Source organism: Caballeronia sp. RCC_10 (assembly GCF_041360715.1).
In the GTDB taxonomy this organism is placed as follows: domain Bacteria; phylum Pseudomonadota; class Gammaproteobacteria; order Burkholderiales; family Burkholderiaceae; genus Caballeronia; species Caballeronia grimmiae.
Map to the genome: position 1 here is coordinate 254,123 of NZ_JBFUPT010000003.1, position 16,842 is coordinate 270,964.

Annotated in this window: 16 protein-coding genes; 9 read left to right on the top strand and 7 right to left on the bottom strand. The window is 63.3% G+C overall.

Annotated features, from left to right (window positions below; translation table 11 throughout):
• Positions 1 to 36: 36 nt before the first annotated feature.
• Complete coding sequence (locus tag AB6804_RS08815; protein WP_370886132.1) at positions 37 to 1,335, bottom strand: ATP-binding protein; 1,299 nt, start codon at positions 1,333 to 1,335, stop codon at positions 37 to 39.
• Positions 1,336 to 1,468: 133 nt separating this feature from the next.
• On the bottom strand, positions 1,469 to 1,783 hold the full coding sequence (locus AB6804_RS08820) for a cysteine-rich CWC family protein (protein WP_370886133.1): 315 nt from the start codon (positions 1,781 to 1,783) through the stop codon (positions 1,469 to 1,471).
• A 66-nt stretch (positions 1,784 to 1,849) separates the two neighbouring features.
• Here AB6804_RS08820 and argB point away from each other — a divergent pair, with 66 nt between their 5' ends.
• The 6 genes from argB (at position 1,850) to AB6804_RS08850 (ending at position 7,870) form a co-directional block, all read left to right on the top strand.
• On the top strand, positions 1,850 to 2,749 hold the full coding sequence (gene argB, locus AB6804_RS08825; RefSeq protein WP_035967206.1) for an acetylglutamate kinase: 900 nt from the start codon (positions 1,850 to 1,852) through the stop codon (positions 2,747 to 2,749).
• A 58-nt stretch (positions 2,750 to 2,807) separates the two neighbouring features.
• Positions 2,808 to 3,593 (top strand): pyrimidine 5'-nucleotidase, encoded by a 786-nt coding sequence (locus AB6804_RS08830; protein ID WP_370886134.1) that lies wholly within the window; start codon positions 2,808 to 2,810, stop codon positions 3,591 to 3,593.
• A gap of 262 nt (positions 3,594 to 3,855) precedes the next feature.
• Positions 3,856 to 5,001, top strand: coding sequence for a homoserine O-acetyltransferase (locus tag AB6804_RS08835; RefSeq protein WP_244793680.1), 1,146 nt, complete (start codon positions 3,856 to 3,858; stop codon positions 4,999 to 5,001).
• Entirely contained in the window at positions 4,998 to 5,606 is a 609-nt protein-coding gene (metW, locus tag AB6804_RS08840; protein ID WP_370886135.1) for a methionine biosynthesis protein MetW, read from the top strand. The genes AB6804_RS08835 and metW overlap by 4 nt, the downstream gene beginning before the upstream one ends.
• Positions 5,607 to 5,651: 45 nt before the next feature.
• Complete coding sequence (locus tag AB6804_RS08845) at positions 5,652 to 6,938, top strand: AmpG family muropeptide MFS transporter (protein ID WP_370886136.1); 1,287 nt, start codon at positions 5,652 to 5,654, stop codon at positions 6,936 to 6,938.
• Positions 6,935 to 7,870, top strand: a complete 936-nt coding sequence (locus tag AB6804_RS08850; RefSeq protein WP_370886137.1) for a M48 family metallopeptidase — start codon at positions 6,935 to 6,937, stop codon at positions 7,868 to 7,870. The genes AB6804_RS08845 and AB6804_RS08850 overlap by 4 nt, the downstream gene beginning before the upstream one ends.
• Positions 7,871 to 7,875: 5 nt before the next feature.
• On the opposite strand, the gene AB6804_RS08855 is transcribed toward AB6804_RS08850, so the two are convergent.
• The 5 genes from AB6804_RS08855 to gatC all read right to left on the bottom strand — a co-directional run bounded on the left by AB6804_RS08855 (position 7,876) and on the right by gatC (position 13,552).
• Positions 7,876 to 8,658 carry an exodeoxyribonuclease III gene (locus tag AB6804_RS08855; RefSeq protein ID WP_370886138.1) on the bottom strand — a complete coding sequence of 261 codons (783 nt, stop codon included), beginning with the start codon at positions 8,656 to 8,658 and terminating at the stop codon, positions 7,876 to 7,878.
• A 26-nt stretch (positions 8,659 to 8,684) separates the two neighbouring features.
• Entirely contained in the window at positions 8,685 to 9,524 is an 840-nt protein-coding gene (locus AB6804_RS08860) for a PPK2 family polyphosphate kinase (protein ID WP_370886139.1), read from the bottom strand.
• Positions 9,525 to 10,216: 692 nt separating this feature from the next.
• Positions 10,217 to 11,686: an Asp-tRNA(Asn)/Glu-tRNA(Gln) amidotransferase subunit GatB gene (gene gatB / locus AB6804_RS08865; RefSeq protein WP_370886140.1), complete on the bottom strand. Its 1,470-nt coding sequence runs from the start codon at positions 11,684 to 11,686 to the stop codon at positions 10,217 to 10,219.
• A 2-nt stretch (positions 11,687 to 11,688) separates the two neighbouring features.
• Complete coding sequence (gene gatA, locus AB6804_RS08870) at positions 11,689 to 13,179, bottom strand: Asp-tRNA(Asn)/Glu-tRNA(Gln) amidotransferase subunit GatA (RefSeq protein ID WP_370886141.1); 1,491 nt, start codon at positions 13,177 to 13,179, stop codon at positions 11,689 to 11,691.
• Positions 13,180 to 13,252: 73 nt separating this feature from the next.
• Entirely contained in the window at positions 13,253 to 13,552 is a 300-nt protein-coding gene (gatC, locus tag AB6804_RS08875; protein WP_370886142.1) for an Asp-tRNA(Asn)/Glu-tRNA(Gln) amidotransferase subunit GatC, read from the bottom strand.
• A gap of 378 nt (positions 13,553 to 13,930) precedes the next feature.
• On the opposite strand from gatC, the gene AB6804_RS08880 reads away from it, so the two are divergent.
• The 3 genes from AB6804_RS08880 (at position 13,931) to mreD (ending at position 16,803) form a co-directional block, all read left to right on the top strand.
• The gene (locus AB6804_RS08880; RefSeq protein WP_004189550.1) at positions 13,931 to 14,974 is read left to right on the top strand and encodes a rod shape-determining protein; all 1,044 of its coding nucleotides are present in this window, start codon (positions 13,931 to 13,933) and stop codon (positions 14,972 to 14,974) included.
• A gap of 186 nt (positions 14,975 to 15,160) precedes the next feature.
• Positions 15,161 to 16,294 carry a rod shape-determining protein MreC gene (gene mreC, locus AB6804_RS08885; protein ID WP_370886143.1) on the top strand — a complete coding sequence of 378 codons (1,134 nt, stop codon included), beginning with the start codon at positions 15,161 to 15,163 and terminating at the stop codon, positions 16,292 to 16,294.
• Complete coding sequence (gene mreD / locus AB6804_RS08890; RefSeq protein WP_035968586.1) at positions 16,291 to 16,803, top strand: rod shape-determining protein MreD; 513 nt, start codon at positions 16,291 to 16,293, stop codon at positions 16,801 to 16,803. Before mreC ends, mreD begins: the two co-directional genes overlap by 4 nt.
• The last annotated feature ends 39 nt before the right edge of the window (positions 16,804 to 16,842 follow it).

The window sequence follows — 16,842 nt, forward strand, 5'->3', positions numbered from 1 at the left end:
GCGGTCCCTTGCAATGTTTCAATTTCCGCAAGCGGTTCACGTCGCGCCGCTCGATTCCGTCCGCGCGGCCTGACCCGATCCCGCGACCGCCCCGCGATCCGGCAGCCGCAGCACGGCGCGCGTGCCAGGTGGCTCGTCCGCGACCAGTTCGATCGATCCGTCGAGCCGCGCCGCCGCCGCAAACGCCAGATAGAGCCCGACGCCATGACCGCCCTGCGTACTGTCGACGGGGCCCGCGCCCAGCGAAGCGCGCAGCGCGGGCGGAATGCCGGGACCGCGATCGCACACCTCGAAGCGCACGACGCGCGCGCCGTCGACCTTCTCGGCCACCGCTTGCAGCGACACGAACTCGTTGCTCGCACGCGCGGCGTTGTCGAGAAGAATGGTGAGAATCTGGCCGACGGCGACGGCATCGTCGATCGACGTGCCCGCCGGTGTCTCGCCGACCTGTCTGAACTTCACGTGCGGATGACGCAGCCGCCATTGCTCGATGAAGCTCGCGAGCCATTCGTCGAGCGCCTGCCGGCTCGATGGCCCGCTCGCGCGGCTGCGCAGACGCGCGAGCGCCGACGTGCACAGCCCCATCTGCTGCTCGAGCAGTTCGAAATCGGCGGCATACGGAGCGAGGTTGCGGTCGTGCGCGGCGGCGTCGCGAAGCTCTTCGGAAAGCATCGCGATAGTGGAAAGCGGCGTGCCCATCTCATGCGCGACGGTCGCCGCCTGCACACCGAGCGCGACCGCGCGTTCGTCACGCAAATGGCGCTGCTGGGCATCGGCGAGCGCGGAGTCGCGCAGGCGCAGTCCGCGTGACATGCGGGCCACGAACCAGCCGATCAGCCCGACGCTCACCATGAAGTTGACCCACAGGCCGGTGCGGAAATAATCGAAGAGATTGGCCGGATTCTCGATGTTGAGCGGCACGTAGTTGTAGCTCAGCAGCGCGTAACACGCGACGGCGAAAAGCGCGAGGCAGGTCATCATCGTCCACGGCAGGATGGCCGCGGCGATCGCGAGCGACGGCAAGTACAGCGTCACGAACGGATTCGTTGCGCCGCCGGAGAGAAAGAGCAGCGCGGAGAGCGCGCCGAGATCCACGCACATCTGGCCGAACAGCTCGAGATTCGTCTCGGGCCGCGCCCGCGTCACGCGCAGCCACGTCAGCCCGTTGAAAAGCATTTCGAGCATGATGACGAGCAGCATTGCGGGCAACGGGAGCTTCGCGCCGTAAAAAATCTGCACGACGGCGATGGTCGACAACTGGCCGATGATCGCGAGCGAGCGAAGCCAGAAAAGATGGCCCAGGTTGACGCGTCCGGTATTGGTTATGCGGTGCATGTTCCGTCGATTGCGTGCCGCGCAGCGCAAGCGCCTGCCGGCGTTTCGTGTTCCATGCGGCATTATCCCGCTTGCGCGCACCCCGAAACCGCCGATGGCGCGATTTGTCGCACTTTGCGCGGCGCAGGCGCGGCTAATCGGAGCCAGCGGCGCGCGTCTCGTCGATCAGCGCAAGGAGGCACGCGCGGCACAGGCACGGCTCGCCGGGCCGCAGGCGATCGAGCGGCAGCGCGGGGAGCGCTGCGCACCAGCAGGCGGCGTCGCCCGCGAGCGAACCGCATCGGAACGGCGCGCCGCATCGTGCGCAGACGAGCGCGCCGTCGACAGCCGGTTCGCGTGTGGATTCGATGTTCGTCATGATGACGTGTTGATGACAGCCAGAAACATCACCGATGATTGCACGCCGGACGCCGTGCCGGAAAGCATGGTGGCGTCGCGGGAAAACCATCCTGTTGCGCTGCGTCAGTCCTGTACAATTCGGCGTGTTTAAACGCTCTTCGCCTCGACTGCCGCCATGTCCGACCTTCCCGACCTCACGCAGATCGCGCCTACCCTGAAGGCTGAAATTCTGGCCGAGGCGCTGCCTTATATCCGTCAGTATCACGGCAAGACGGTCGTGATCAAATACGGCGGCAATGCAATGACCGAGGAGCGCCTGAAGCAAGGCTTCGCGCGCGACGTGATTCTGCTGAAACTGGTCGGCATCAATCCGGTCATCGTCCACGGCGGCGGCCCGCAGATCGACCAGGCGCTCAAGAAGATCGGCAAGCAAGGCACGTTCATCCAGGGCATGCGCGTCACCGACGAAGAGACGATGGAAGTTGTCGAATGGGTGCTCGGCGGCGAAGTGCAGCAGGACATCGTCACGCTCATCAATCATTTCGGCGGCCAGGCGGTCGGGCTGACCGGCAAGGACGGCGGCCTGATCCACGCGCGCAAGCTGATGATGCCGGACCGCGACAACCCCGGCCAGTTCATCGACATCGGGCAAGTGGGCGAAGTGGAATCGATCAATCCGGCTGTCGTGAAGGCGCTGCAGGACGACGCGTTCATTCCCGTCATTTCGCCGATCGGCTTCGGTGAAGACGGCCTGTCGTACAACATCAACGCGGATCTGGTCGCGGGCAAGCTGGCCGTCGTGCTGAACGCGGAAAAGCTCGTCATGATGACGAACATTCCCGGCGTAATGGACAAGGAAGGCAACCTGCTGACCGACCTCTCCGCGCGCGAAATCGACGCCCTCTTCGCCGACGGCACCATCTCCGGCGGCATGTTGCCGAAGATTTCCTCGGCGCTCGATGCCGCAAAGAGCGGCGTGCGCTCGGTGCACATCATCGACGGGCGCATCGAGCATTCGGTGCTGCTCGAGATTCTGACCGAGCAGCCGTTCGGCACGATGATCCGCTCGCACTGAGCCTCGCGCTTATTTATCGACGCTACCGACGCCCGCTGCCACGCGGGCGTTTCTTTTGATGCCACCGACAATGCGCCCCCATTCGCGCCGCCCGTCCCGCCGCCGTCCCGCCAAAACGCGCGGCCCCGTCTGGCTCTTCGACCTCGACAACACGCTGCATCACGCGTCGCATCAGGTCTTCCCGGCGATCAATCGCGCGATGACGCAGTACATCATCGATCGCGTCGGCGTGGATATCGACGAGGCAAACCGGCTGCGCGTCGGCTATACGGTGCGTTACGGCGCGGCGCTGCTCGGGCTCGTGAAGCATCACGGCGTCGATCCCGCCGACTTCCTGCACGTCGTCCATACGTTCTCCGATCTTCCGTCGATGCTGCGCGCCGAACGCGGCATCAAGCGCATGCTGCACGCATTGCCGGGCCGCAAGATCGTGCTGACCAACGGGCCGTCCGTGTATGCGCGGGCGGTGCTCGCGGAACTGGGCATCGAGAAGCTGTTCGAGCGCGTGATCGCCATCGAGGACATGCGTGAAGGCGACCGCTGGCGCGCCAAGCCGGATGCGCCGATGCTTCGCCAGGCGATGCGCCGCGCGCACGTGCGCCTGGCCGACGCCATTCTCGTCGAGGATACGCGCGGACATCTCAAGAGCTATCGGCGGCTCGGCATTCGGACGGTCTGGATCGTCGGGCACCTGCCGGCGGCGCGAACGTCGAGCGGCGCGGTGTCCGTTCGCATGCCGGGCGCGGGGCGGCCGCATTACGTGGATCGCACGGTGCAGTCGGTTCGCGCGCTGGCGCTCGGCCTGCGCGGGCGGGCGCTCGGGCGGCCTGCTGCGAAGCCGTAAAGCGGGTGCCGGGGCCGCTTCGTTCGAGGTCCGAACGGGCATCGCGCGCGCCGCCGCCATTGACGGCTTTATGACATTTTCCGCTATACTCACCGCTCATCTGAATTGAACAACGCGCCGATTTGCTGACTCGATTGCGGGCGCGCGAACCCAGGGCCAAAGCCCGGCGGTTCACTACAAATGCGGCTAAAGAGGTCGTCAGCCGCGCCCATGTTCCGCGCACAGCCGACACCGTTTAGCCGCTTCGTCAAAGGCGGAATGAATGGAATCGATCGGCATCGTCAGTCCCCAATCCTTGCACTTCACCGAGCCGCTCGTCTTGCAGAGCGGCAGTTCGCTCGGCGACTACGAACTCGTCGTGGAAACGTATGGCGAGCTCAACGCCGCCCGCTCGAACGCGGTGCTCGTGTGCCACGCGCTCAACGCATCGCATCATGTTGCGGGCGTTTATGCGGACGATCCGAAGAACGTCGGCTGGTGGGACAACATGGTCGGCCCCGGCAAACCGCTCGATACGAATCGCTTCTTCGTGATCGGCGTGAACAACTTCGGCTCATGCTTCGGCTCGACCGGTCCGATGAGCATCGACCGCACAACCGGCAAGCCCTACGGCAAGAGCTTTCCCGTCGTGACCGTCGAAGACTGGGTGCATGCGCAGGCGCGCGTGGCCGACCGCTTCGGCATCGAACGATTCGCCGCCGTCATGGGCGGCAGTCTCGGCGGCATGCAGGCGCTCGCGTGGAGCATCATGTATCCCGAGCGGCTCGGGCACTGCATCGTCATTGCATCTACGCCGAAGCTGTCGGCGCAGAACATCGCGTTCAACGAAACGGCGCGCTCGGCGATTCTCTCCGATCCCGACTTCCACGGCGGCGACTATTACGCGCATGGCGTGAAGCCGCGTCGCGGCCTGCGCGTCGCGCGGATGATCGGCCACATCACGTATCTCTCCGACGACGACATGGCCGTCAAATTCGGCCGCGCGCTGCGCCGTGCCGAAGGCGCGCTCGATGCGTACAACTTCAACTTCGACGTGGAGTTCGAAGTGGAGTCGTATCTGCGCTATCAGGCCGACAAGTTCGCCGAATACTTCGATGCCAACACCTACTTGCTCATCACCCGCGCGCTGGATTACTTCGATCCCGCCAAGTCCCACGACGGCGATCTGACCCGAACGCTCGCCAGCACGAAGGCGAAGTATCTGATCGCGAGCTTCACGACCGACTGGCGTTTCGCGCCCGCGCGCTCGCGCGAGATCGTTAAGGCGCTGCTCGACAACAAGCGCACGGTGAGCTACGCGGAAATCGACGCGCCGCACGGCCACGACGCCTTCCTGCTCGACGACGCGCGCTATCACAACCTGATGCGCGCCTACTACGAACGCATCGCCACGGAGGTCGGCGCATGAACCAGAACACTCTCGATTCTCTCGCGCTGCGCTCGGACTTTCGCGCCATCGCGCGCTGGGTGGAACCGCGCTCGACGGTGCTCGATCTCGGCTGCGGCGACGGCTCGCTGCTCTCGCTGCTCGGCGAAGAGCTGGAAGTGCACGGCTACGGCATCGAGATCAACGGCGCCGGCGTGCTCGCGTGTGCACAGAAAGGCGTGAACGTGATCCAGCAGAATCTCGAAGACGGCTTGCGCCTCTTCGAAGACGACAGCTTCGATTTCGCGATCCTCTCGCAGACGCTGCAGACGATTCACCAGACCGCCGCGATCTTGCGGGAAACGGTGCGCGTCGGGCGCGAGTGCATCGTCTCGTTTCCGAACTTCGGCTACTGGCCGCATCGACTGGCCGTCATTCAGGGGCGCATGCCGGTGTCGAAAGCACTGCCGTATCAATGGCATAACACGCCGAACGTGCGCGTGTTGACCATCAAGGATTTCGAGGCGCTCGCGCCCGAAGTGGGCATCGAGATTCTGGATCGGGTGGTGCTGCACGGCGGGCAGTCCATCCGTTGGGGCGCGAACTGGCGTGGTAGTCTTGCGGTCTATCGCGTGAAGCGCCGGTGATTCGTCCCGGCTTCATCGCATCGACAACGCCTTTTCATCATCGACATGCCCGACACGCCACACGAGGCGCCCGCTCTTACCGCTCACGAAGATCATCCCGGCTGGCGCGCGTTCCTGAACACGCGCATTCTGATTTGCGTCGTTCTCGGTTTCACGTCCGGCCTGCCGCTCTTCACGCTCGTCAACCTGATTCAGGCGTGGCTCACGACCGAGCACATCAACGTCAAGCAGATCGGCCTGTTCGCCCTGATCGGACTTCCCTATACGTGGAAGTTCGTCTGGGCGCCGCTGATGGACCGCTACGTTCCGCATCTGCCGTTCTGGCGGCCGGGCCGGCGGCGCGGCTGGATGCTGTTCATGCAGGTGCTCGTGGCGCTCGCGATCGGCGCGTTCGGCTTCTTCTCGCCTGCGCAGAACCTTTGGACGGTGGCGGGCATCGCCCTGTTGCTCGCGATCTTCAGCGCGAGTCAGGATATCGCCATCGACGCGTATCGGCGCGAATTGCTCGCCGATACCGAGCAAGGTCTCGGCAACGCGGTCCACGTCAATGCGTACAAGGTCGCGGGCCTCGTACCGGGCTCGCTGGCGCTGATTCTCGCGGGTTTCCTGCCGTGGAAAACGGTTTTCATCGTCACGGCGCTGTTCATGCTGCCCGGCATCGTCATGACGTTGTTCATCAAGGAACCGGAGATTCACGGCGCGCCGCCGAAGAACCTGCGCGACGCGATCATCGAGCCGTTCCATGAGTTCGTGACGCGCGATGGCTGGCGCAACGCGCTACTCGTGCTTAGCTTCATCTTCCTTTACAAGCTCGGCGACACCATGGCGACCGCGCTCGCCACGAAGTTCTTCCTCGATGTCGGCTTCACGATGAAGCAGATCGGCGTGATCGCGAAGACGGTCGCGTTCTGGACAAGCATCGCGGGCGGGATCGTCGGCGGGGTGTTTCTCGTCAAAATCGGCATTGCGCGCGGGCTGTGGATTTTCGGCGTGCTGCAGATCGTCGCGACCATCGGATTCGCATGGCTGGCGAAGATCGGGCCTTCGCCGCTCGCGCTCGGCGTGCTGTATGGCTTCGAGACGTTCGCGACGGGCCTGACGCTCGCGACGTTCACCGCCTATATCGCGAGCACGACCGACCCGCGCTACACCGCGACGCAGTTCGCGCTCTTTACGAGCCTTGCGGCGGTGCCGCGCACGGTGGCGGCGTCGGCGAGCGGGTTTATCGTCGCGCAGACGGGCTGGTTCGAGTACTTCCTCGTCTGCGTCGCGCTGTCGATTCCGGGCATGTTACTGTTGCCGTTGATCGCGCCCTGGAGATCAAAACGATGACGGTGCGGAGATTCGCCAATCGTGCGCTGACCGGCGTGCTGGCTGCGGCGTCGCTCACGTCGATTGCGTCGCTGACACCGCTCGTCGCGCGGGCACAGGACGAGGATCGCGCGCCGCCCGCCTACACCGCACCAAACAGCCAGGTCCGCTTCGGCAACACGGCGCTGTTTCGCAACCTGATTCCCCCCGCGACGCTCGAGTCGCAGTCCGCCGACGAATACGCGCAGATCATCCACGAGGCGGAGCGCAACAAATTGCTGCTCGGCAACGACAACCCGCTCGCGAAGCGCGTGCACGATATCGTGAATCACGAGGTCCCGTTCGCCTTGAAGTGGAACGACCGCTCCAAGGCGTGGAAGTGGGAAACGCACGTCGTGAAGTCGAACGAAATTCGGATGTATTGTCTGCCGGGCGGCAAGATCGTCGTGTATAGCGGATTGATCGAGAAGCTGCGCCTGAACGACAACGAAATCGGCATGATGATCGGCCACGAGATTGCTCACGCGCTGCGCGAACATGCGCGCGAGCGGCTCGGACGGCAGCAGGCCGCACAGCTCACCGCAGGCACGATGCCGCAGCTTTTCGGCTTCGCGGATGTCGGCTCGGCGCCGCTCGGCATCGGCGATCAATTGCTCGCCATGCGCTACTCCCCCGCCGACGAAACCGAAGCCGATGTGATCGGCAGCGAGATCGCGTCGCGCGCAGGCTACGACCCGCGCGCCGCCGTCACGCTGTGGAACAAGGTCGATACGGCCACGCGCCGCGCGGACAACGGCTTCATCTGGATGCATCCGTACGGCCCGGATCGCCGGCAGGATCTGCTGAAACGCATGCCCGACATGATGCCGCTCTACGCAAAGGCGATCGGCAAGAACATCGATCAGTTGCCGACTTATGCGGGCATGGGCCGGTTCAAGAAGACGGGCCGCTAGCGCGCTTATTTCTTCGCGAGTTTCCAGTCGTAATCGACGGTCAGCGGCGCGTGATCGCTGAACTTGATATCGCGGAACACGGAAGTGCTCTTTGCGGTCGCGGCGACTTCCTTCGTCGCGATCTGATAATCGATTCGCCACCCGACGTTCTTCGCATACGCCTGACCGCGATTGCTCCACCACGTGTACTGCTCGGGACGCGTGTCGAGCGTGCGGAAAACATCGACGTAGCCGACTTCATCGAATAGTTTCGTGAGCCACTCGCGCTCTTCGGGCAGGCAACCGGAGTTCTTCTGATTGCTCTTCCAGTTCTTGATGTCGATTTCCTTGTGCACGATGTTCACGTCGCCGCACACGATGACTTCGCGCTCCTTCGACAGTTCCGCCAGATGCGGCATGAACTCGTCCATGAAACGATACTTCGCCTGCTGACGTTCTTCACCGCTCGAACCGGATGGCACGTACACCGAAATAACGGACAGCTTGCCGAAGCGCGCTTCCACATAGCGGCCTTCGGGATCGAATTCGTCACTGCCGAAACCGATGATCACATCGTCCGGTTCATGGCGCGTGTAGACGCCCGCGCCGCTGTAGCCCTTTTTGACCGCGTGCTGAAAGTAGCCCTGAAAGCCGTGCGGCGCGAGAAATTCCGGTGTCAGATCGTCTTGTGAGCATTTGATTTCCTGCACGCAGACGACATCCGATTTTTGCTCGCCGAACCAGTCGAAGAAGCCTTTTTTGGCGGCCGAACGAATGCCGTTCAGATTAGCGGTGATGACGCGAAACATATGCTTCCTTGTTATTGATGTCCTGATTATTCGACTTTGATGCCCTTCAGCGATTCCTTCGCCGGCGGGAATTCCAGCTTCATGCCCTGCATGGTGCGCAGAAGCAGTTCGGCAACCATCACATTGCGATGCGTCTTCGAATTGCCGGGAATGACGTACCACGGCGCATAGTCCGTCGATGTCGCACCGAGCGCGACGGCATACGCGTGCTGGTAATGGTCCCAGAGCTTGCGGGCGTCGAGATCGGAGACATCGAATTTCCAGTGCTTCGTCGGATCGTCGATGCGCGCTTGCAGGCGCTCGCGCTGTTCGTCCTTCGAAATATGCAGAAAGCATTTGACGATGGTCGTGCCCGTGTCCGCCATCAGCGCCTCGAAATCGCGGATATGGCGATAGCGCCGCTCGCATTCGTCGGCGTCGATTTGCTTCAGCACGCGCGGCACGAGGACGTCTTCGTAGTGACTGCGATTGAAGATGGCGAATTCGCCGGCCATCGGCGCTTGCGCGTGGACACGCCAGAGGAAGTCGTGCGCGGCCTCGCGTTCGGACGGCGCGCGAAACGGCACGATGCGCAGGCCGAGCGGATCGACGTCGTGGAAAACCGCGCGGACCGTGCCGTCCTTGCCGCTCGTGTCCATGCCTTGCAGAACGAGCAGCACCCGTTGATGCCGCTGCGCATGCAATCGCTCCTGCAGGTCGTCGAGTTGCGCGCCGATTTCGGCCAGACGCGCGCGGTCGCCGTCTTTGGTGCCGGTGGAGAAGGGCTTGGCGGAGGGATCGACTGAGCTTAGATCGAATGGCTTGAGCTTCTTGCCGCCGTCGAAGAACGGGACGCGAAAGTCGTCGAGGTCGGTGTTCTTTGCCATGTCTCTGTTCGCCTTTTCGGTGGTATGGGTTTGCCTGGCGGCGCAGAAAGCGCGCCAAGTTTCGCCCACGCACCCGAGCAAGCGTCCGCCGATAGTCGGAGGAAAGACGCATCCGCACCGGCGAAATTGTAGCAGTGACATTTTTTCTCGATGCTTGCGGGCAGCGCTTCGGCTTGTCGTAGCCTATCCGCCAGTCCAATCCAGATAACGATAAGGATGGCAGACGATGAAGGATCTTACAGGGCGGGATGATCGTTCGAGCTTGAGGGTAGAACTCACGCAAGCGCGCACGCTCGGCTTTTGCTGCGTTGCGCTTCCCGCAGATGGCCACTACGGCACGCCCTTTCTCGTACCGACGCGCCTGCATGCGAAGACGGTGGGCGGTGGCTACACCTGTAGCTGGCCTTGTGTATCGTCCAGTGCATGGTGATTCGATTTCAGGCCGTCACCTACAGACCTTGATGCCGCGGCAAGACAGCCGCGGTTATGTGGCATCTCGAACTCGACGATTGGTGTATCGAGCGGCAGTATTAGGCGCAGAGGTCGCGTCAACAAGTGTCAATATCGCTAAGGATGACCGATTAATCATCACTGAACCCTTGCGATACCGACAGCAGCGCCCGGCCCTTCAGGGCCCAAGCGCTGCGCCAACCTCACCTCCAGCGTGCCGCCAAAACCGCTCCCTCACACGCTCACGACAACTTCTTCTTCAAAAGCTCGTTGACCTGCTGCGGATTCGCCTTGCCCTTGGTCGCCTTCATCGCTTGCCCGATCAGCGCGTTGAACGCCTTCTCCTTGCCTGCGCGGAACTCATCCACGGATTTCTGATTCGCGGCGAGCACTTCGTCGATGATCGCCTCGAGCGCGCCCGTATCGGAAATCTGCTTCAGCCCCTTTGCCTCGATGATCCGGTCCGCCGCGCCCTCGTCCGTCGCCTTCTCTTCCCAGATCGACTGGAAGATGTCCTTCGCGATCTTGTTCGAGATGGTGCCGTCCGCGATACGCTGCAGGATCAACGCCAGTTGCGCAGCCGACACCGGCGACTCGCTGATATCGAGCGATTCGCGGTTCAGTTGAGCGGAGACATCGCCCATCAGCCAGTTCGCCGCGATCTTCGCCTGATTCGCACCCGCCCGCGCGACCACGGCCTCGAAGTAAGCCGCCATCGCCTTCGATGAGGTGAGCACGCCCGCGTCGTACGGCGTCAGGCCATACGTTTCGACGAAACGCTTCTGCATGTCGGCGGGCAGTTCGGGCATATCGCCCTTCACGCTGTCGATCCACGCCGAATCGATGACGAGCGGCATCAGATCGGGATCGGGAAAATAGCGGTAATCGTGCGCGTCTTCCTTGCTGCGCATCGAACGGGTTTCGCGCTTGTCCGGATCGTACAGACGCGTTTCCTGCACGACGGTGCCGCCATCTTCGATCAACTCGATCTGGCGGCGCACTTCGTACTGAATCGCCTCTTCGAGAAAGCGGAACGAGTTCAGGTTCTTGATTTCGGCGCGCGTGCCGAACTCCTTCTGGCCGACCGGGCGCACCGACACGTTCGCATCGCAGCGGAACGAGCCTTCCTGCATGTTGCCGTCACAGATGCCGAGCCACACGACCAGCCCATGCAGCGCCTTTGCATACGCGACCGCTTCGGCCGCGCTGCGCATTTCCGGCTCGGTGACGATCTCGAGCAGCGGCGTGCCCGCGCGATTCAAGTCGATGCCCGTCATCCCCGCGAAGTCTTCGTGCAGTGACTTCCCGGCGTCCTCTTCGAGGTGCGCGCGCGTCAGGTTGACGGTCTTCTCGTACGCTTCCTTGCCGGCCTTCTCGTTCGCCGGAACCTGAATCGTGATCTGACCGCCCTGCACGACCGGAATCTCGTACTGGCTGATCTGATAGCCCTTCGGCAGATCAGGATAGAAGTAGTTCTTGCGCGCAAAGATGCTGCGCGGCGCGATGTGCGCGCCGATCGCAAGGCCGAAACGGATGGCACGCTCGACCGCGCCACGGTTCATCACGGGCAGGACGCCGGGCAACGCGAGATCGACGGGGCATGCCTGCGTGTTGGGCGCCGCGCCGAACTGCGTCGGTGCGCCGGAAAAAATCTTGGAGACGGTGGACAACTGCGCGTGCGTTTCCAGACCGATGACGACTTCCCACTGCATGTTCACACTCCCGATGCCGATGGTGCCTTGCGGTGCCAGTCGGTCGCGCGCTGGAACGCGTCGGCGACCTGGAGCATCCGGGCTTCGTTGAAATAGTTGCCGATAATCTGCAAGCCGACCGGGCGATTCCCGTTCGCGCCCGCGCCGAAGCCGCACGGCACGCTCATGCCAGGCAGACCGGCGAGGCTGACCGACAGCGTGTAGATGTCGGCGAGATACATTTGCACGGGATCATCGGTCTTCTCGCCGAGGTTCCACGCGACCGATGGCGCGACCGGTCCCATGATGACGTCGCACTGCCTGAACGCTTCCTGAAAGTCGCGCGCGATGATGCGGCGAATTTTCTGCGCCTGCAGATAGTAAGCGTCGTAGTAGCCATGCGAGAGCACGTAGGTGCCGACGAGAATCCGGCGCTTCACTTCCGGCCCGAAGCCTTCGGCGCGCGACTTCTTGTACATGTCCAGCAGATCGGTGTAGTGCGCGGCGCGATGCCCGTAGCGCACGCCGTCGAAGCGCGACAGATTCGACGATGCCTCTGCCGGCGCGATAACGTAGTACACCGGGATCGAAAGCTCGGTCTTCGGCAACGATACTTCGACGAGCGTCGCGCCGAGCGTTTCGTAGGCTTTCAGCGCGGCTTCGATGCTGGCGCGCACGTCGTCGGCGAGGCCCGCGCCGAAGTATTCCTTCGGCAGCCCGATGCGCAGGCCGGCGAGCGGCTTCGCGGCGTCATCGCTCCAGTTCTTGCCCAGATAGCGCGTGTAGTCTTCGTTCTCGCGTTGCAGGCTGGTCGAGTCGCGCTCGTCGAAGCCGGCCATCGCGTTGAGCAGGACCGCGCAGTCGGCGGCGCTTTGCGCCATCGGACCGCCCTGATCCAGAGACGACGCGAATGCGATCATCCCGTAGCGGGACACGCGGCCGTACGTCGGCTTGATGCCGGTGATGCCGGTGAACGACGCGGGCTGGCGGATCGAGCCGCCCGTGTCCGTGCCGGTCGCGGCGGGCGCGAGACGCGCAGCCACCGCCGCCGCCGATCCCCCTGACGAGCCGCCTGGCACCGCGCTCGCATCCCACGGATTTTTTACCGCGCCAAAGTATGAATTCTCGTTGGACGAACCCATCGCGAATTCGTCCATATTGGTCTTGCCGAGGCACACCATGCCGGCGCGCTTCAGTCGATCGACGACGGTCGCGTCGAACGGGCTCGCGTAGTTCTCCAGCATGTGGGACCCGGCCGTGGACGTCCAGCCGCGCGTGACGAACACGTCCTTATGCGCGATCGGCAGGCCGGTCAGCGCACCCGCGCTCCCCTGCGCAATGAGCGCGTCGGCGGCACGCGCCTGTTCGAGCGTGAGTTCGCGATCGACGCCGATAAACGCGTTGAGATCCTTCGCGGCCTCGATGCGTTGCAGATACGACTGGGCCAGCTCGACGGCGGAGATTTCCTTCGAGTCGAGCGCGGCGCGCAGTTCGGTCAAGCTTTTCTGATGCATTGCAGTTCCCTGATGAGCGCGGCGGCGTCGAGCCGCGCGCAATATCGATGTTCGACGCGCGTTCCAGCGATGCTTATTCGATCACCTTCGGCACCAGATACAGCCCGTCCTGCACCGCGGGCGCGGAACGCTGGAACTCTTCGCGCTCGACCGGCTCTGAGACTGCGTCGTCGCGCAGTCGCAGCGCGACTTCCTCGATCGCGTCGATAGGATGCGCGAGCGGCTCGATGCCGGCGGTATCCACAGCCTGCATTTGTTCGACGAGCCCGAAGAAGTTGTTGAGCCGCGCAAGCGTCGGTTCGGCCTCGTCGTCGGGCAATTCGAGCCGCGCCAGATGCGCGATGCGTTTTACGTCGGTCAGGGTCAAAGACATGAGATCACCGGAGAAAAACATGAACAACTCACACGCCGAAAACGTTCGCTGCAACAGACAGTTACAGTCCGGGCGGAAAGCCATCAAAACGGGGCCAAGGATGGCAAAAAGTGCCGTCCTTTTCCTATAGAAACCCCCAAATTATAAGGTATCATTACACGTTCGACTCACATCCGGATCGACCTGTCAGCGGCTTTCTCCTTGCGGCAATGCTTTGCGAGAAACGTTTGCGTGACACGTTCAATTCCGCGGTAGATTTCTGCTCGGATTTGTCCTCACGGCGGGCCTTATCGCCGTCCCGGCAAACCGTTATTTTTTCCGCTGCCGTCCCCGGCGCTCCTAGCGAGGCACGGCTACCCAGCGAGACAGGATTTTTGAATGTTCGGCTTTTTGCGCAGCTATTTTTCCAACGACTTGGCGATTGACCTTGGTACCGCCAACACGCTGATTTACATGCGCGGCAAAGGCATCGTCCTCGACGAGCCGTCAGTCGTCTCCATCCGCCAGGAAGGCGGCCCGAACGGCAAGAAGACCATTCAGGCTGTCGGCAAGGAAGCAAAGCAGATGCTCGGCAAGGTGCCGGGCAACATCGAAGCCATCCGCCCGATGAAAGACGGCGTCATCGCCGACTTCACCGTCACGGAGCAGATGATCAAGCAGTTCATCAAGACTGCACATGAATCGCGCATGTTCTCGCCGTCGCCGCGCATCATCATCTGCGTGCCGTGCGGTTCCACTCAGGTCGAGCGCCGCGCCATCAAGGAAGCGGCACACGGCGCGGGGGCATCGCAGGTCTATCTGATCGAAGAGCCGATGGCCGCTGCAATCGGCGCGGGCCTGCCGGTTTCGGAAGCAACGGGCTCGATGGTCGTCGACATCGGCGGCGGCACGACCGAAGTCGGCGTCATCTCGCTGGGCGGCATCGTGTACAAGGGTTCGGTGCGCGTCGGCGGCGACAAGTTCGACGAAGCCATCGTCAACTACATCCGCCGCAACTACGGCATGCTGATCGGCGAGCAAACGGCCGAAGCCATCAAGAAGGAAATCGGCTCCGCGTTCCCCGGCTCCGAAGTGAAGGAAATGGAAGTCAAGGGCCGCAACCTGTCCGAAGGCATTCCGCGCAGCTTCACCATTTCAAGCAACGAAATCCTCGAAGCGCTGACCGATCCGCTGAACCAGATCGTGTCGTCGGTGAAGATCGCGCTGGAACAGACGCCTCCGGAACTTGGCGCGGACATCGCGGAACGCGGCATGATGCTGACCGGCGGCGGCGCACTGCTGCGTGACCTCGACCGCTTGCTCGCGGAAGAAACCGGCCTGCCGGTGCTCGTCGCCGAAGATCCGCTGACTTGCGTCGTGCGCGGCTCGGGCATGGCGTTGGAGCGCATGGACAAGCTGGGCAGCATCTTCTCCTACGAGTGACCTTTTGTCTTCGGCGTCCTTGAATCAACGCGACGCTGAGACGACACTCACAACATCCGCGTAACGCAACGCGCGCACGGCCCGGCATCCGCCCGGGCCGTTGTCGAAATAGCGCAGGGCAGGTCCCGCTACCAGCGACAAAGCCTGCAGCATCGATCCACCCCGCTCACGCCCTCGGCGCCGACCATGGAATACAGTCCGCCGCCACTGTTCAAGCAAGGCCCTTCCGCGCTCGCGCGCCTGATCTTTTTCGTGGTGCTGGCCATTGCACTGCTCGTGTCGGATGCCCGCTTCAGTACGCTCGAGATCGTGCGCGGGATGTTAGGCGCCGGCCTCTACCCGTTGCAGCGAGCGGCGCTCGTGCCACGGGACATCTTCATGGGCGCGGCCGATCTCGCCGTGACCAGCGCAAGCCTGCGCAGCGAAAACCGCAAGCTCGCTGACAAGAATCTCGAACTGTCCGTGAAGGCCGGGGATGCGTCGCAATTGACGATCGAAAACGCGCATCTGCGAGCGCTCCTGAACCTGCAGGGCCGCGCGACGACGCAAACCACGCCCGCCGAAATTCAATACGACACCCGCGATCCTTTCACGCAGAAGGTCGTGATCGGCAAGGGTTCGCAGCATGGCATTCAGGACGGCGCTCCGGTCGTCGATGAAGAAGGCGTCATCGGCCAGGTCACGCGCGTCTTTCCGCTGCAATCCGAGGTCTCGCTTCTCACCGACAAGGACCAGGCCGTCCCCGTGCAGATTGCGCGCACGGGTTTGCGCAGCGTCATCTATGGCACGCCGAAGGGCGACACGCTCGATCTGCGTTTCGTGCCGATCAGCGCGGACGTGCAAGTCGGCGATCAACTCGTGACGAGCGGACTCGACGGCGTCTATCCGCCGGGGCTCGCGGTCGCCAAGGTGCTGCGCGTCGACAAGCAGGCGGATACGGCATTCGCACGCGTCGTATGCGTGCCGGTCGCCGCGGTGCGCGGCGCGCGCGAGTTGCTCGTTCTGCACTACAACCTGAACGTGCCCCCGAATCCGGTGGAAGTCGAAGCTGCGGCGGCCGCAAAGGAAGCAAAGGAAAACAAGGGCAAAAAGAAGTCCGCGCCCAAGGCGGCTGCGGCCGCAGGGGCGAGCGGCGCATCGGCGGCGGTGGCCGCTTCATCGGCGGCAGCGGCGGCGGCAAGCGGCGCGTCCGCTGCGGCGCCGGCTGCATCGCCCGCAGCGAAACCCGCTGCACCCAAGCCCGCATCCGGTGCTGCGGCGCCACAACGCACCAGAAAGGCGCACGCGCCGAAGCCCGCTTCATCGGGAGCCGCGCGATGAATCGCCCGCAATACATCCTTCAGCCGGTCAATCCGTACTTCATCACGTTCAGCCTCGCTGCGGCGTTCCTGCTGAATCTGGTGCCCTGGGGCCGGCTCGTCGGCGTGCCTGACTTCGTCGCGCTCGTGCTGCTGTTCTGGAACGTCCAGCAGCCGCGCAAGGTCGGAATGGGCATCGCGTTTCTGCTCGGCATCCTGATGGACGTTCACAGCGCGAACCTCCTCGGCGAGCATGCGCTGGCGTACACGCTGCTCTCCTACGGCGCGATCACCATTCACCGGCGCGTGTTGTGGATGTCGCTGCCCGTGCAGATGCTCGTCGTCGCGCCGCTGCTCGTCGGCGCGCATCTCGTGCCGTTCGTGATCCGCCTGATGACGGGCGCCGCGTTTCCCGGCTGGAGCTATCTGATCAACGGATTCGTCGAAGCGCTGCTCTGGCCGATCGCGAGTTTCCTGCTGCTGATGCCGCAACGGCGTGCAGCCGATCCCGACGACACGCGCCCCATCTGAGCGTCACCGCGCGTCGAGCGGCGCATGAACGCCCGCGCG

What these genes read in the sequence shown, in the direction of transcription:
- mreC (WP_370886143.1), top strand. Translation starts at nt 15,161, where the DNA reads ATGGAATACAGTCCGCCGCCACTGTTCAAGCAAGGCCCTTCCGCGCTC.
- AB6804_RS08860 (WP_370886139.1), bottom strand. Translation starts at nt 9,524, where the DNA reads ATGGCAAAGAACACCGACCTCGACGACTTTCGCGTCCCGTTCTTCGAC.
- gatA (WP_370886141.1), bottom strand. Translation starts at nt 13,179, where the DNA reads ATGCATCAGAAAAGCTTGACCGAACTGCGCGCCGCGCTCGACTCGAAG.
- AB6804_RS08845 (WP_370886136.1), top strand. Translation starts at nt 5,652, where the DNA reads ATGCCCGACACGCCACACGAGGCGCCCGCTCTTACCGCTCACGAAGAT.
- AB6804_RS08830 (WP_370886134.1), top strand. Translation starts at nt 2,808, where the DNA reads ATGCCACCGACAATGCGCCCCCATTCGCGCCGCCCGTCCCGCCGCCGT.
- metW (WP_370886135.1), top strand. Translation starts at nt 4,998, where the DNA reads ATGAACCAGAACACTCTCGATTCTCTCGCGCTGCGCTCGGACTTTCGC.
- AB6804_RS08835 (WP_244793680.1), top strand. Translation starts at nt 3,856, where the DNA reads ATGGAATCGATCGGCATCGTCAGTCCCCAATCCTTGCACTTCACCGAG.
- AB6804_RS08880 (WP_004189550.1), top strand. Translation starts at nt 13,931, where the DNA reads ATGTTCGGCTTTTTGCGCAGCTATTTTTCCAACGACTTGGCGATTGAC.
- argB (WP_035967206.1), top strand. Translation starts at nt 1,850, where the DNA reads ATGTCCGACCTTCCCGACCTCACGCAGATCGCGCCTACCCTGAAGGCT.
- AB6804_RS08820 (WP_370886133.1), bottom strand. Translation starts at nt 1,783, where the DNA reads ATGGTTTTCCCGCGACGCCACCATGCTTTCCGGCACGGCGTCCGGCGT.
- AB6804_RS08855 (WP_370886138.1), bottom strand. Translation starts at nt 8,658, where the DNA reads ATGTTTCGCGTCATCACCGCTAATCTGAACGGCATTCGTTCGGCCGCC.
- gatC (WP_370886142.1), bottom strand. Translation starts at nt 13,552, where the DNA reads ATGTCTTTGACCCTGACCGACGTAAAACGCATCGCGCATCTGGCGCGG.
- gatB (WP_370886140.1), bottom strand. Translation starts at nt 11,686, where the DNA reads ATGCAGTGGGAAGTCGTCATCGGTCTGGAAACGCACGCGCAGTTGTCC.
- mreD (WP_035968586.1), top strand. Translation starts at nt 16,291, where the DNA reads ATGAATCGCCCGCAATACATCCTTCAGCCGGTCAATCCGTACTTCATC.
- AB6804_RS08815 (WP_370886132.1), bottom strand. Translation starts at nt 1,335, where the DNA reads ATGCACCGCATAACCAATACCGGACGCGTCAACCTGGGCCATCTTTTC.
- AB6804_RS08850 (WP_370886137.1), top strand. Translation starts at nt 6,935, where the DNA reads ATGACGGTGCGGAGATTCGCCAATCGTGCGCTGACCGGCGTGCTGGCT.